This is a genomic window from Paenibacillus sp. 01T424, assembly GCF_056398745.1.
In genome coordinates, this window is sequence record NZ_JBFTPZ010000005.1 from 92,321 (window position 1) to 107,328 (window position 15,008).

At 43.8% G+C, this 15,008-nt stretch carries 12 protein-coding genes and 1 riboswitch; of the genes, 1 reads left to right on the forward strand and 11 read right to left on the reverse strand.

Annotated elements, in window-relative coordinates; all coding sequences use genetic code 11:
- Position 1: 1 nt before the first annotated feature.
- The 5 genes from AC1DPK_RS06085 to AC1DPK_RS06105 all read right to left on the reverse strand — a co-directional run bounded on the left by AC1DPK_RS06085 (position 2) and on the right by AC1DPK_RS06105 (position 5,640).
- On the reverse strand, positions 2 to 1,444 hold the full coding sequence (locus AC1DPK_RS06085; protein ID WP_441875215.1) for a phytoene desaturase family protein: 1,443 nt from the start codon (positions 1,442 to 1,444) through the stop codon (positions 2 to 4).
- The gene (locus AC1DPK_RS06090) at positions 1,435 to 2,985 is read right to left on the reverse strand and encodes a phytoene desaturase family protein (protein ID WP_477509655.1); all 1,551 of its coding nucleotides are present in this window, start codon (positions 2,983 to 2,985) and stop codon (positions 1,435 to 1,437) included. The genes AC1DPK_RS06085 and AC1DPK_RS06090 overlap by 10 nt, the downstream gene beginning before the upstream one ends.
- 95 nt (positions 2,986 to 3,080) lie before the next feature.
- Positions 3,081 to 4,007, reverse strand: coding sequence for a MerR family transcriptional regulator (locus AC1DPK_RS06095; RefSeq protein WP_477509656.1), 927 nt, complete (start codon positions 4,005 to 4,007; stop codon positions 3,081 to 3,083).
- Positions 4,007 to 4,507 (reverse strand): glycosyl-4,4'-diaponeurosporenoate acyltransferase CrtO family protein, encoded by a 501-nt coding sequence (locus AC1DPK_RS06100; RefSeq protein ID WP_477509657.1) that lies wholly within the window; start codon positions 4,505 to 4,507, stop codon positions 4,007 to 4,009. The genes AC1DPK_RS06095 and AC1DPK_RS06100 overlap by 1 nt, the downstream gene beginning before the upstream one ends.
- Positions 4,504 to 5,640 (reverse strand): glycosyltransferase family 2 protein, encoded by a 1,137-nt coding sequence (locus tag AC1DPK_RS06105; protein ID WP_477509658.1) that lies wholly within the window; start codon positions 5,638 to 5,640, stop codon positions 4,504 to 4,506. Before AC1DPK_RS06105 ends, AC1DPK_RS06100 begins: the two co-directional genes overlap by 4 nt.
- 480 nt (positions 5,641 to 6,120) lie before the next feature.
- Here AC1DPK_RS06105 and AC1DPK_RS06110 point away from each other — a divergent pair, with 480 nt between their 5' ends.
- Positions 6,121 to 7,626, forward strand: a complete 1,506-nt coding sequence (locus AC1DPK_RS06110; RefSeq protein ID WP_477509659.1) for a phytoene desaturase family protein — start codon at positions 6,121 to 6,123, stop codon at positions 7,624 to 7,626.
- Positions 7,627 to 7,699: 73 nt separating this feature from the next.
- On the opposite strand, the gene AC1DPK_RS06115 is transcribed toward AC1DPK_RS06110, so the two are convergent.
- From AC1DPK_RS06115 to AC1DPK_RS06140, 6 genes are all read right to left on the reverse strand, one after another.
- Positions 7,700 to 8,887 carry a chromate transporter gene (locus tag AC1DPK_RS06115; protein WP_477509822.1) on the reverse strand — a complete coding sequence of 396 codons (1,188 nt, stop codon included), beginning with the start codon at positions 8,885 to 8,887 and terminating at the stop codon, positions 7,700 to 7,702.
- Positions 8,888 to 9,021: 134 nt separating this feature from the next.
- Complete coding sequence (locus AC1DPK_RS06120) at positions 9,022 to 9,498, reverse strand: C40 family peptidase (RefSeq protein ID WP_477509660.1); 477 nt, start codon at positions 9,496 to 9,498, stop codon at positions 9,022 to 9,024.
- A 3-nt stretch (positions 9,499 to 9,501) separates the two neighbouring features.
- Positions 9,502 to 9,636: riboswitch (cyclic di-AMP (ydaO/yuaA leader) on the reverse strand.
- Positions 9,637 to 9,871: 235 nt separating this feature from the next.
- Entirely contained in the window at positions 9,872 to 11,224 is a 1,353-nt protein-coding gene (locus AC1DPK_RS06125; protein ID WP_477509661.1) for an MATE family efflux transporter, read from the reverse strand.
- A 78-nt stretch (positions 11,225 to 11,302) separates the two neighbouring features.
- Positions 11,303 to 12,202: a CehA/McbA family metallohydrolase domain-containing protein gene (locus AC1DPK_RS06130; RefSeq protein WP_477509662.1), complete on the reverse strand. Its 900-nt coding sequence runs from the start codon at positions 12,200 to 12,202 to the stop codon at positions 11,303 to 11,305.
- Positions 12,203 to 12,226: 24 nt separating this feature from the next.
- Positions 12,227 to 13,138, reverse strand: coding sequence for a carbohydrate ABC transporter permease (locus tag AC1DPK_RS06135; RefSeq protein WP_477509663.1), 912 nt, complete (start codon positions 13,136 to 13,138; stop codon positions 12,227 to 12,229).
- A 130-nt stretch (positions 13,139 to 13,268) separates the two neighbouring features.
- Positions 13,269 to 14,990: an extracellular solute-binding protein gene (locus AC1DPK_RS06140; RefSeq protein ID WP_477509664.1), complete on the reverse strand. Its 1,722-nt coding sequence runs from the start codon at positions 14,988 to 14,990 to the stop codon at positions 13,269 to 13,271.
- Positions 14,991 to 15,008: the final 18 nt, after the last annotated feature.

Here is a 15,008-nt window from a genome sequence, read left to right on the forward strand (position 1 = left end):
GTCACTCCTTTAACAAATAGTTGGCTAGCAATCTGGCACCTTGCATAACAATCGGGATTCCACCGCCAGGATGCACGGATGCCCCTACAGCATACAAACCTTTTATCGGATATGGCACGATTTGAGGACGGAACACTGCCGACTGTCCAAAAGTTGGCGCGATGCCGAAGCTGCCCCCATGATAGAGTCCATCCGACTCCGCGTCCTGCGGCGTCCTTACTTCCTTCCATTGAATCGCAGCTCTCAAGCCGGGAAAGCCCCTCTTCTCAGCCTCATCAATTACATGCTCGACTAACGCGGGCACTTCATCCTCCCACGCTACAGAACCGTGTGGCGGAGCGGGAATCAGCATATACATGACGCTCTCACCTGGAGGTGCTGCTTCCATATCCATAGCTGACGGATAAAATATGTAAAAGGATGGATCTCGCGGAAGCTGATTGTTTTGAAAAATTTGTTTTAATCCACTTTGTAAATTGTCAGGTAAAAAAAACTGGTGAACGGAAGCTTGCTCCCACTGTTTGTTTAGGCCTAAATAGATCAAGATTGTTCCTGAAGACGGCTTATAGGCTTTCATTGGAACAGTGTTCTTTGGCATCAATGAGGCTAGATGCGGAAAATCACCGTTATATACAATCGTATCATGCAGCGTTTCCCTGCCGCCTTCGTCTATCACGCCAATGCAGCGTCCATTCTCAAGTAACAATTGCTCAATCTGAGTTTCTGTCTTGATTTGAACCCCTCTACTCCGCAGCTCCTCTTCCAAGATGGAAACGATTCCGGCATAACCTCCTTTTACATACCAAATGCCATAAGCATGTTCAGCGAAGGGCAATAACGTATACAATCCGGGAGATTGAAAAGGAGCGCCACCTATGTATAAGGTTTGTAGAGAGAACGCATCAAGCAGCTTCTCACTTCGGAAATATCGTCCTGCAAAGGAACGCACGCTTTTGTAGGCTTTAAGCTTCGTTAATAACGTTAGGTTTCGAAAAGTATAAAACTCTCGTTTTCGCAAAAATGGACGTTCCAGAAAAGCTTCCTTTCCTTGTTTAAAAGCCACTTCCATGTCCGCCATATAACGCCGAAAACCATCGACTTCCTCTGGAAACATTCGCTCAAGCTCTTCGATCTGGCGCTGCTGATTCCGCCATTTGTGAAATACGGTGCCGTCTGCATAATGAATACGGTAAAGCGGATCGCATTCGAGGAGCGGTATGCGTGATCGCTCGATTCCAGCTTCCTCCAAAATACTAAGCAGCATTTCAGGCAACAGCACAATTGTAGGGCCTTGATCGATCCGATAGCCTCCGCCTTCCTGAAAAGCTAATCTACCGCCAAGCCGGGGGCCTCTTTCATAAATAGTAACCTGCTTGCCTTGCTTGCTAAGCAGCAGAGCTGCTGTTAAACTGCCTATTCCACCACCGACAAAAGCTACTCCCACCGAAAGGCCTCCTTCTGTGAGTGGATGACTGCTGAAGATCCGCCAACCCTTATACGTTCACTATCATCCTGCGCCATAAGTAGACGGGTACTAATGCGCGCTGATTCGAAGATCGTCGGCAAGCCGCTGCCAGGGTGAGTTCCTCCCCCTACAAGCCAACAATTAGCGAGCTCTTCGAAGCGGTTATGTGGACGAAGCTTCATCATTTGATCCAGTGAATGTGCAAGATTAAACGTTGCTCCTTCATAGACATGATGATCATTTCGCCAATCTAATGGTGTAATGATGGCTTCCTCTTCGATGTCAGCCGAGAAGCCTGCTAGCTCTGGCTCCTGCTCCATACGCTCGATCATCTTTTCTCTAACGAGTGTCCTCTGCTCCTCCCAACTGACATTCGCTGTCAGATTCGGTACCGGCATAAGCGCGTATAAAGCGGTTTTCCCTTGAGGAGCCAGCGTTGGATCGTTAAGCCCAGGATTATGTATATAAATAGATGCGTCTGTAGACAGCATCTTTTTTGTCATGATTTCATGTACGTTTTGGCGATAGTTGTTGGCAAATAAAATGTTATGGTGCGGCATATGTATTTCACGATTTACTCCGAGGTAGAGCATATAAGTAGAGCAAGAATATTTCTTCTTGGCAAGCTTTGCCGGACTGTATTTCTTAAGCTCACCCGGTTCAAACAAGTGGTTCATAGCGGTTGCAAAATCAGCATTGATGATGATATGATCCGCTTCTATTTTTTCACCATTTTCCAAAAGCAGACCTACTGCTTTTCCGCTCCGGCTCAGCACTCTTTGGACACCGCAGGAGGTAACAATCTCGCCATCGTACTCGCGAATCACTTCAGCCATTGCCTCGCAGACGCGGTTAACGCCTCCAACGGGATGAAAAAGGCCAAATTTATGTTCCAAATAAGCAAGTATTGTAAATGTTCCAGGGCATTCCCATGGCGACATGCCTAAATATTTTGCTTGGAAAGTAAACGCATATTTCAGCCTTTCATCTGTAAAATAACGTGAAAGTCTGTCATACACACTTCCTACCGCATTCAGCCGCGGCAGCGCTTGAAACACATCCCGAGAAATATAGTCGCTTAGCTTGCTGAAAGGCCGCTGCAGCAGCGGGGAAACCTTGTTATATTTCTCCCCCTCCTCTTTCATAAACTGAAGATAACCTTTACCGTTGCCGGGAAATAGCGCCTCGATCCTCTCAACCATCTGCTTCTCGTCCCGTGTCGGTGAAAATGTAACATCGCCGAATTGCAGCCTATATAGCGGATCAAGCGCTATGAGCTCAACATAGTCGTACAAAGAGCGATTTACAGATTGAAACATTTCTTCAAGCAGGTGTGGCATCATGAAAAACGTAGGTCCTCGATCAAAAAAATACTCACCCAGCTGAAGCCTGGAGGTTCTCCCACCTATATAGGGCTGTTTCTCATAAACGGTAACTCGGTAACCTCGGCCAACCAGCTCCATGGCAGCTGCTAAACCGCCAGGTCCTGCTCCAATAACGGCCACGATTCCCTTATCCATACCAATTCCCCTTTCCAAAAAAAACAAATTAACTATACAAACATTATACAAACATAATACATACTTGATAATAGTCTGTAAAGTTAATTTATTCATTAGAATTGGAAACTTAACCCTAAAACCTTATCTTTAAACCATCTTTCCCATTCTTCTTGATTGCCATTCGGCAGCACCCAATCAGAATACGATTCAGGTACGTTTTTGAAGCCTTGTCCGCCTAGAACGACTTGCAGATCAGCATGATGAACCAATAAACGGTTTATAAAAGCAAAAGTGGGTTCCATTAAGTTTGCGTCAGTTAACGAAATACATAGGACTCGAATTTGCTGCGACTTAATCAACTCTGCAATGCCATCCTCCGGAGTATCTGGTCCAAGATACAGCACGTCAGCCCCTTTTTTACGCAAAAATAAAGAAAATAAAAGTAGTCCTGCTTGGTGATGTTCTCCAGATGGACATAAAGCAAGCATGCGGGGCACTCGATTATCAATCGGAAAAAGTTGAAAGAAACTAAGACAACGCTGAATCACGAACTGTGTAATAAAATGCTCCTGCGCAACAGAAGCTCTGCCTTCTTCCCACTCCGTGCCGGCTTTAATCATTACTGAAAATAAGATTTGATAGATCATAATGTCATAGCCATACATGGAAAATCCTAAATCAACCATCGTTTTTGCTTGTTCCGTACGAAAGTTGCAAAGCGTGTTATACAAGCGCTCCACCATTTCTTGATGAGCCTCTTCTGCCCCAACTTTAGCATGGGTCTCTGTCTTCGCTTCCAACATCCGTTCACGCAAAAGCTGCTGCTCCTTTAGCAGCCGAACAGCTTGTGAAATCGTCATCCCTTTCTCATCCGTCTGATTTTTGAGGAAGCGTAAATCCTCCATATTTTTATCATCAAAGAGGCGATAGCCTGTTTCTGTGCGAATGGGCTTAATCGCTTCATATCTTGTTTCCCAAGCACGAATCGTAACCGCAGGAATACCTAGCAGTGTTGAAGCTTGTCTGATTGTGTACATCATTACATTTCACTCTTTTCCTTCAGTTTCCAAAAAATGCGCTGCAGCCGAAAACGGTTATAGCGCTGTACAATGATAAATGGGACATTGGCGACAATGGCATAAACGATCATGATCCAGCCATAAATGCTTTCGTTCCATAGGAAAAATAGCGGCGCAGGCAGCATCGATATAATGTGAGTCCACTCTCCGCGCCGCGTTTCAAGTATAAAGGTCTGCAAGTAAGCTTTCTCAAGGACAGCTAATTTTTTCTTGGCAAAGCCTCCTTGAAACAAGCTTCCTCCGTCTGGCAGTTTGTCTTTCCAAACACGAATGAATAACAATCGTTCATAGACCAATTCTTCTCCGCGCCTCTTTGTCTGAGGTTTCATGCGATCAGCAGTGCGGCTGAACCAAACATCAGGCATTTTCAAAAACAAATAGGACACGCCCATATGCACAAGCAGCCATGCAAAAATATTTACAACCAATGTCCAAAACGGTGAAAATTCAAAAATTCTCACTTCCGCCCGCTTCCCTTCATAGTTGAAATCGAGCGACCTTTCCATGTGACCTTGCGGCGAAAAAAGGTTTGCAGCGTTGAACTAGCGAAGATCCCCATAAAAAAGAGAAGCGGAATAGGAAACAGGATAGCGGTCTGGAAACCAAAATTTCCAGCTCGGCTTAACTGTATATTTATTAACAAAACATAAGCAAGGTAGCTGATTATTCCTATCGTTATTTGGTCGCTTGATCGCCAAATTTGAGGATTCAACCATTGTGTAACAACCGTAATCAAACCAGTTAGCCACCAGATTATAGCTAGTAAACGCAGCGGTGTCGTAGATGATGCACCTGATGCGAAGCTTTTACTCCAGCCTGCACACAATTGCCGAATGCCTTCCGGGTACATTCGGAAAGCAATAACGCTTTTTCCGCAACAATTTCTAACCGTTTGCTGCTCAGCAAATAGAAGGCCTAAGCTGTAATTTTCGAGAATACGCTCACGAACAGCCTCGTGCCCACCTGTTTGAAAATATGATTCTCGGGTACAGACTATACAAGGACCGAAAGCGCCTACAGCCTTCTTATTTGTTGCGGCAGCAGTTTGAGGTGCTCCAACCGCAGCTAAGACGATGATGTTGAAGAAAGCTGACAACCATTCATAGGGCCGCTTCATCTTGTGGTAAGGCTGGATCGAAAGCAGCCCGTTCTGCTTGGAATGGGCCTCAGCCAGCATCGCCAACCCAGCATCCTCTAAACAAGTATCTGCATCAAGGAAAATAAGTAAATGACCGCTTGCTGCCTGCGCGCCATTCCAGCACGCCCAGCTTTTACCAAGCCAACCATCCGGCAGCTCGCCCGGGTTTACAACTATTGCACCAAATGATTCAGCGATGGCTGCTGTACGATCAATTGATCCGTCATCTACTACAATCACTTCAAATGGAGCGAGTTGCTGCCCCTTTATTGATGGCAATAACTGTGTCAGGTTTCTCTCTTCATTTCTAGCTGGAATGATAACTGAAATGCTTGGGAGACTCTTTCTATCGTTCTTTGAGAAAGGCACCAAATCCTCATCTAATGGTCGGATTTTGTTCAGCAGCCAAGCACCACAAATAAGTCCGCCAAGCAACAGCACAACATTTCCAATCATAGATCTAATCCTCTGTACAAAAGGTACCAAAATTCCTTATATGACTCGTTATTCCATGTTTTCTTATACAAACAGCTCATTTTCCCCAAAGTTGTGTACCACCTTTCACCAGGCTGATTAGGTCATTCAATTTGGCAGTTGATAATGGTTATACAAACTTACAACCACAGCCCTATCTTTGGTGAAAATGATGGCATTCAAACTATACGAGCCATTATTCGCTCTTTTTATAGCCTCATTCTCGTCGCTTAACGACGAAATAGCAGGAGCTATCCGAAGATTTGATCCTGCAAAAGCTGCATGTTATAGGTAAAATTTGTTAATACTGAAAATGAAAAAGTGTTGGTTAAATGCATATCCCGCATTCAGCTTATCGCATTAACCTTTTACGTTAGTTCTACAACGATTATACGATTGTGTATATAGTTTGTCATCTGCATCGTTTCGGCTAAATGACCAATGATGAGAGGAAGTGCTCCTATGAGCAAAAAGATTATTGTCGTCGGAGGCGGTCTCGGCGGACTATCAGCTGCTATTCGCCTCTCTGTAGATGGGCATCAAGTGACCATATTAGAAAAAAATGAACGCGTTGGCGGCAAATTAAACGTAAGATCAGGGCAAGGCTACACTTTCGATACGGGCCCTTCTATTCTGACGATGCCTTGGGTGCTCGAACAGCTGTTTGAAAGTGCTGGCCGCAAACTAGAGGATTATATGAAGCTGGTTCGTGTTGAACCTCAGTGGAGAACTTTTTTCGAAGATGGGGTAACACTTGATATAACAGGTGACTTCCCTGACCTAATCAAGCAATTCGAACAAATCTCACCGGTTGATGCACAGCAATTCCTCTCTTATTTGGATTATTGTCAGCAAATGTATCAGCTCAACACAAAAAGCTTTTATAACAAGAGCCTTAGTGGTCTGAGCGACCTGCGGCGTCACCACAGTATGAAGGAACTGTTAGCGATGGACCCGATGAAGACGATGCATCAGACGACAAACCGCTTTCTGAAGGACAAGCATTTGCGTCAATTGTTCGATTTTTTCATCATGTATATCGGTTCCTCGCCTTATGCCGCTCCCGCTGTGCTGTCACAATTAATCTATGTACAAATGGGGCTTGGCATCTATTATGTAGAAGGCGGTATGTACCGAATTGCGGAGGGTATGCTTAAGCTGCTTGATGAGCTCGGTGCGGAGGTTCGCACTTCAGCTCCAGTTGCTCAAATGAATACAGTCGGCCAAACCGCAACAGGGGTAACTTTAGAAGATGGCAGCGTAATAGAAGCTGATCTGATTGTGTCAAATCTTGAGGCTATTCCAGCGCATCAGACACTGCTGCAGCATCATCCGAAATCGGCCGACCGCGTAAAGGATTTAGCTAAATACGAGCCTACTGTATCAGGACTTGTGCTGCTTCTTGGCGTGGATAAAGTTTATGATCAGCTTCTTCACCATAATTTCTTCTTCTCTGAAGATCCAGATAAAGAGTTCAACGATATATTTGTCGAAGGCAAACCTACAGATGATCCAACAGTGTACATCGGGGTTTCAAGCAAAACCGGTCCTGGACAGGCACCGCAGGGCAAAGAAAATCTATTTGTGCTTACTCATGTGCCGGCGCTCAAACCTGGAGAAAGCTTCGAGTCACAGAAAGCGGCTTACAGAGACCTGGTTCTGAATAAGCTCGAACGTATGGGACTAACGGAGCTGAGACAGCATATTGAGTTTGAATATACCTTCACTCCAGATGATATCCAGCACCTTTATGGTTCTAATGGCGGTTCCATCTACGGCATTGTAACGGACCGCAAGCTTAACGGCGGCTTCAAAATTCCAAGCAAAAGCAAGCTGCTCGATAATCTTTATTTCGTTGGCGGATCAACGCATCCCGGTGGCGGCGTCCCGATGGTCACTTTATCCGGACAACTCACCGCTGACCTCATTAAAGAGCAATTGAGCATTGGTGCAAAATCCGTTATGTAGGCAGATTCAATTCATATAAAAAAACCTCTAATCCGTTATCGCGGATTAGAGGTTTTTATCAATTGATTAATTATTAAATAAGTTCAAGGGCCATTCCACCTAATGCACCGGTCACAACAATCATCCAAGGTGGAAGCTTCCAAAAAACAAGCATAATAAACAATACGGCAGCCAGCATAAAATCACCGGACTCTACTATCGCGCTAGTCCAAAGCGGATCATACAGTGCAGCAAGCAATATGCCAACTACAGCGGCGTTAACGCCAACTAATGCACCTTGGATTTTTGAGTTATTTCGCAACACATTCCAAAACGGCAATGTTCCAGCAACGAGAAGAAATGCCGGCAAAAAAATTGCAGTTGTTGCAACAATGGCTCCAGTCAATCCACCAGAGAGAGTACCAAGATAACTAGCGAATGTGAAAAGTGGACCAGGCACAGCCTGCGCAGCGCTATAACCAGCTAAAAAATCCGATTCATTAACCCACCCGGTAAAGACAACTTCGTTCTCAAGAAGCGGCAGAACAACATGTCCGCCTCCAAACACCAGTGAGCCTGCACGATAATAGCTATCGAACATCGCAATCCATTCCATATTTTCCCATTGTCTTAGAAATGGCAAAACAATAAGCAGCGTGAGAAATATAACGAGGCAGGAGATCGCAAGGGAACGGCTAATTCGAATGTTCAGATCAGGAGTTCCCTCGACTGTTTTCATACGATATAACCATACCCCGATCAGTCCAGCTGCAGCAATAATGATTACTTGACTATAGGCCGCTTGCCAATATAACGTTATCGCAGCAGCGATGACTGCTATCGTAGCTCTGTTTCGATCCGGTGTTAGTTTCTGCCCCATCCCTAGAACGGCATAAGCAACGATGGCCACCGCTACAATTTTCAATCCATGAATCCAGCCTGTGTTTCCAAGATCAAATCCTTGCAGCAAAAAAGCAAAGGCCACTAATGCAATGATCGATGGCAGTGTGAACCCTAACCAAGCCACTAGTCCGCCCAATAACCCAGCCCTAACTATCCCTATACCGATCCCAACTTGACTGCTGGCTGGTCCAGGTAGAAACTGACATAAAGCAACGAGGTCTGCATAACTACGTTCATCCATCCATTTACGGCGACGAATATACTCATTGTGAAAATAACCCAAATGGGCTATCGGACCCCCAAATGAGGTAAGTCCTAGTTTAGTAGATACAGCTAGTACCTCTACCAAAGATGCGATTGTTCCTCTTTTCAATCCTATAACCTCATTCCATTACTCATGTTATTTACATTGTAAGCTTGCGAATTATTGGCTTACAACCCTTTAACAAATACTTAATAAATGGTTACATAAAAAAAACCACCTCGTAAGGTGGTTTTTAAAATCATTACGCTTTATTTAGACTCCATCATCGCAGCAAATGTATCTTCCGTTACGACACGCCTTGCTGTTACATAACGTTTTGCATAATAAGAATCGTTAAGGTTTGTAATCGTAACCCCTTTGCTTGTAGAAGAATGAGCAAATTTCCCATCCCCAATGTAAATGCCCGCATGAGAAACGCCTTTGCCGCTTGTGTTGAAGAACACAAGATCACCCACGCGTAGTTCATCTTTATTAACCTCTGTGCCTGTGTCTGATTGCGATTGCGATGTTCTAGGCAGCTTTACATCAAATTGATTAAAGATATGTAGAATAAAACCCGAGCAGTCAAACCCTTTGCTCGTTGTGCCTCCCCATTTATAAGGAGTTCCAACAACCTCGCTTATGGAATCCGTAAGCACTGACTTGTCCGACTTATCTGCAAGCACGCTTCCTCCTCCAGTAAGCAGCAGCAAGCAGGATAACAATAAAATAAAACCCTTCTTCAAAACAACTTCTCCCTTCGGTGCCTACGAGGTTAGCTTATGGGTTCGGTTGAAGATCCCTATGCTTAAAAACATACATTAAGCAATTCACCCTGGGTGGTTCCCCCGTTTCCGATATACAGAACTCGGCATGTCAATAAACCTTATAGTATCGTTAAATTCGATTTTTTTTACCATAATCCTGCAATTGGTTTATTAGAATACTTTCATTTTTCTTCATTATTATTATTTATTTAGCTGCTCACAACATGATTTTTGTCAAAGGTGCTGGTTTTTTTGTAATTAAAATAGATGAATTTCCAAGCACATTTTCAAAATATAACGGTTTAAACACAAAAAAAGAGTATCCATATTTTCATACAGTTACTCTTTCTAGTTAAGCAAGTTTCGCCAAAATATCGACCTTCTGCCAAGAACGTCTCCTCCATCTGTAGAACATCAGTAATGCTCTTATCCATTCATCGATTGAAAAGGCCAGCCATATTCCTACCAACCCCATGTCGAACACAATCCCGAACACGTATGCCAGCGGCACACTAATCCCCCACATGGACACTAACCCGGCAGCAACTGGAAATTTCACATCTCCAGCCGCATTTAGACAACTGATAAGCACCATGTTGCAAGCCCGAGCCGGCTCCAGCATAATCGATAACAACATGAGCTGCTTGCCTAACATTATAATTTCCGCATCATTAGTAAAGAGGCTGAGCAATAGACCTGAGAAGCTATAAATACAAATACCAAGCGCAAGCGAAATGACGAACGCCAGCTTCAAACTTTGAATACTGGATCGATAAGCATCATCCTTCTGATGGGCTCCAATCAGATGTCCAACAATAATTTGCGTTCCTTGACCTATTGCCATTGAAAAAACAAAAACAAAAGAAGTTATGCTCTGCGAATAAATTTTTGTCGTTAACGCTGCCGTACCGATCAGCGTGACTAGATATGTGATTACAACCTGTGAAAGATTATAAGAAACATGCTCACCTGCCGAAGGAATACCTAGTTTAAATATAAGGCCAATATTTTTTCTTTGAAACTTAAATGGACTAATCAAGCCAACCTTATACTCCAAGCTTCGAATACATAAAATCAAATAAGCGATCATCCCTATGGTACGGGTTATCCATGTAGATGCTGCTACTCCTTCTACGCCTAAATTAGGTAAGCCGAAGGGCTCCATCAGCACCAGATAATTTAAAGTAATATGCAGTACATTTATCCCCAATGCGATGAACATCATTTCTTTCACAATACCGCGGCATCGTAAAATAGTACCTAACGTCATGCTTATTGCTGTGATGAAGACGGAGCTGCCAACAATCGATAGATAGCTGACTCCTTCTGCCATCACATCCTCGGGCACTTTAAAAAGCGCTAAAAACACGTCGGCATAGACAATCAATCCTACGCTAGCTATTAAACCGAGCATAACATTCAAAGTAAGCGCCGTTCTCCCGATTCGATCGGCGCCATGCAAGTTGCCTGCGCCGAGCCATTGATTGAGAATGACACTTGTACCCACCGTAACAAATCCAAACATCAAGCCCACTACAACTAAAATCTGATTAGCTATCCCAACCGCTGCCACTGCTCCATCAGAGTAGCTGCTTAGCATCATCGTATCGACCGTTCCAATCAGCATCCCAAATAAAGCTTCAATAAAGATAGGCCATGTTATCGAAATGATGCTCTTTTGGCGCGGATCAACCTGTTTACTCATTCAAATTCACATTCTTCCTGTTCATGTACTACCCTGCTGTTATCGTCAGACTACTGTTATCATGTATGAGAGTACACCCTATCCAACAAATAGGGGTTGAGAGAATGCGCCAAAACCGCCTTCCAAATAAACTGCCGCCCTTACGTAACCTTCATCACCACGACACTTGTAACTAACGCTATTGAAACGACCGGAAGTCTCGAATAGTACATTTCCGTCTTTGCCGAACAAAGTTGCATATTTGTACATCCGGTCCAATCCTTCACTCGCAAGCAGCTTAAACTCGATCGTCCCAGCGGCTGCATGAATCGACTCAAACCCATAGCCTGTTGAAACATAGAAACTTCCGGATTTCATCGCTGAAGTAATACTCTCATTGGTGTTTTGCTCAGCAAGCACCATATTCCAAGTTCGTTTCTCTTGCCCATATACATGAAAATCGTCTCCGCCAAACCCCCATACTTTTCGCCCAGCTGAGAGCAGCGCATCCCATTTGTCAAACGCAATGTCGAACGCTGGATTTCCTTCGCCATTTACGATCTCGATTCCGGTGTAGCAAGGCATCGCGAGCATATCTTCAATCGGCCAATACTGCGAATAATAACGATTCGGATGAACGAGTACGCTCATTCCTCCTTGCTTCGTGCAAAGGTCAGAATACTGCTGATACCGTTCTACCGAAAACTCGTTGGAATAGCTGTCCATCATCGAGCGCGGAGGGTTAATGAGAAGCATATGCCTTTGCGGACTGCTAACCTCCATCGCTTCGAATACGGTCGTGATTGAACGTTTCCCTTCATGAACGGTAATGAAATCGTGGTCGGAAATGCCGAGGAAATCGTATTGCCCATACATCCGGTAAACCGTCTCAAGCGTTTGAGAGCCACAAGCACTATTTGTCGTATGATTATGGAAGCTCCCTTTCAGCCACATGCCCTCTTGTTTATCATAAGGATTTGAAATGATTACTTGTGTCATTCACTATGTTCCTCCGTTCCTGCCTTATTCTTTGACCGAACCGATCATAACGCCTTTGGCAAAATACTTCTGAATAAATGGATAAATCATAATAATCGGTGTGATGACGATAATAATCGTCGCCATTTTCAGCGAGTTTCCTGTCACCTGAATTTTGTCCAGCATTTCATATTGCGTCGAACCAGCCGCTTGCTCGAGCGTATTTCGAAGCGCATCTGCCCGGGTCAGCATTTCCTGCAGCAATGTTGATAAAGGCCGCAGATTGCTCTCTCGAACATAGAAGGCACCTGTAAACCAATCATTCCAATGCCCCTCTGCGTTAAATAACGCGATGACAGCAACAACCGGCCTGCTGAGCGGCATGATCACCTTCATGAAAATTGAAAAATCATTATATCCATCAATTCTTGCAGATTCTTCGAGGCTTGGACTGATCTCTTGGAAGAAAGTCCGCATAATTATTAAATTCCATGCACTATACAAGCCCGGAATGATATAAACCCAGATTGTATTCGTCAAATGCAAGTCTTTCAACAACAAATAGTATGGAATGATGCCGCCGCTAAACAACATGGTGAAAAAAATAAGCATGGTAAAAAACCGAACGCCTGGCATCGCTTTTCTCTTTAATGCGTAAGCTGCCATCGCAGTCAAAAAGACGCTCGCTAATGTCCCGACAATCGTTCGGAACATCGAAATGCCGAATGCACTTACAATATTGGAGGATGAGAAAACTTCCTTATAGTTTTCAATAGACCATAATCTCGGCCACAAATAGATGCCTCCTCTTTCCGCATCTTTGCCTGAATTAAAGGACAAAGCAAAGATGTTCAGAAACGGAAGAATGATAGATAAACATAAAAGAATGATCAATACATAGATGGCAATCTGAATTAATTTTTCTCCTGTAGAAATCTTATAAAATGGTTTATCCACGTTATTTGCACTCCTTCAACATTTGCGAAGCAAAACAGCCTCGGAAGCATGTCCTTAGCGTTAGTGGTCCGTCTCATCGCATTACATTTCATGTACGAATGAAACAGACCACCAGCAGCTTTAATGAATGTTATAGTTCTACTTTTGTATTTGGATCGCTATCTTTTTTCTCAAGCAATGCTAAGTAATCATCCAAGCCTGCAGCCTTTAATTGTTCAGATGCTGACTCCAATATTTTCGTTACTTGATCCTGGCTTTTAGCATAATAAGCACGTTTGAGGCTCTCGTCATAATTATCAAGTGCAGCTTTTAATTCCGTTTCCTTCGCAAACTCGCCAAGGAAAGCCGTTGGAGCATACGTATCTGAGATTATTGCACTCGCTCTTTTCTTATCCCACTCCCAATACTCAGCAATCTTGAGCGGTCCCTCATTGATATTAGGTTTGGCAGCATTACCGTATTCTGTTTCACCAAAATCCGCTATACGATCAACGTCTGTATTGCCAAGAATTTCGCCCCAATAGTTGCCTACCCCCGCAAACCCAAGCGCTTTCGCGGCTTTCGAATCTTTATCTTTCAATTCCAATACTTCATTTTTCACAATCGGGTTGCCCTTACCATCAAGTGTGTAGTCTCTTCCTTCAATTCCGTATTGCCAGAGCAGCTTGCCTTCGCGGCTCGCCAAGAAGTCAGCGAATTTGACGATATCTTCGGGATTTTTGGTTGAAGATGGAATCGCCCAAGCACCGCCAGCTGTTTTATAGCTAAGCTTCATCTGGTAAGGCTTATCCGCTTCATTTAACGGACCAATCGGCAAGTAATGCATGTCTTTATTAAATTCAAGGTAGTTATGCATATCAGCAATAATCGCGAAGGAGCCGTTCAAAATGCCTTCTGTTGCACGATTTTCTTCCATCGTATAAAACTCAGGATTCATCAGCTTTTCTTTCAGCAGCTTTTGAACAAACGCTACACGCTTGAGCGGGTATTCCGTTTGACTCTCGTGAACAATTTTACCTTCCTTATTCCGTACAAAAGTTTGGTTCACATTTACAGTCAAGTCACTATACAACGCTTTAACTTCTGTTCCGCCCCAGTATCTTGGACCAATAACGCTGGCAATGTCTTTTCCATTGTTGTCTTTGAAATTTCCAGCTTTAATTTTTTGTGCCACCTCATACAACTTCTCGGAAGTTGTAATCGTTTTTGGATCGATATTAAGCGCTTCGGCAATATCCTTGCGAATAAATGGTCCGCCTAACATTTTCCGCGTTTCATAGCCTGTTTCTCTCGAAATATTCATGTGCATGAAATAGGCTGAGCCGTTAAACTCTGGACGGAACATGACGCCGTTTTTCGTATCAAGCGGCAGATAGCCATCTTCTAGATACTTGCTGTATACTTTCGTATCCTTCATAAACGGAGTCAGATCTGTGAACATGCCTTCGCGCGCAGCTTTTAGTACAACCGGCATTTCTGGTCGACCGCTATGATTCAAATAAAATCCGATAAAGTCAGGCAAGTCACCCGAAGCAAGTCCAGCAATTAAGCCGTCAAGCGAACGATTGGCTGGCATTATATTAATTTGATAATCAATTCCCGTTTTCTCTTTAATTTGTTTTAATACTTCCGGGTTCATCTCTTCCGTATAATCGTCTGCCCCCATAAAGATTAAGCCTTTAATTTTGCGGTCGGCAATCCAAGTCGCAGGTTTATCTTTGTTATCATTTACGCCTTCCTGCTTGTTCCCTGAATTTGTTGAATTTGTTTCTTTGGCCGCGCAGCCAGTAATTAACAAGGAAGCTATAATCGGAACCGTCAACAGTCTTGCCCAATTTTTGTTCTTAAACATGATATCTCCATTCCTACC

Excerpts from the sequence above, each read along its gene's own strand:
- AC1DPK_RS06090 (WP_477509655.1), bottom strand. The coding sequence starts at position 2,985 with ATGGATAAGGGAATCGTGGCCGTTATTGGAGCAGGACCTGGCGGTTTA.
- AC1DPK_RS06095 (WP_477509656.1), bottom strand. The coding sequence starts at position 4,007 with ATGATGTACACAATCAGACAAGCTTCAACACTGCTAGGTATTCCTGCG.
- AC1DPK_RS06105 (WP_477509658.1), bottom strand. The coding sequence starts at position 5,640 with ATGATTGGAAATGTTGTGCTGTTGCTTGGCGGACTTATTTGTGGTGCT.
- AC1DPK_RS06110 (WP_477509659.1), top strand. The coding sequence starts at position 6,121 with ATGAGCAAAAAGATTATTGTCGTCGGAGGCGGTCTCGGCGGACTATCA.
- AC1DPK_RS06125 (WP_477509661.1), bottom strand. The coding sequence starts at position 11,224 with ATGAGTAAACAGGTTGATCCGCGCCAAAAGAGCATCATTTCGATAACA.
- AC1DPK_RS06130 (WP_477509662.1), bottom strand. The coding sequence starts at position 12,202 with ATGACACAAGTAATCATTTCAAATCCTTATGATAAACAAGAGGGCATG.
- AC1DPK_RS06140 (WP_477509664.1), bottom strand. The coding sequence starts at position 14,990 with ATGTTTAAGAACAAAAATTGGGCAAGACTGTTGACGGTTCCGATTATA.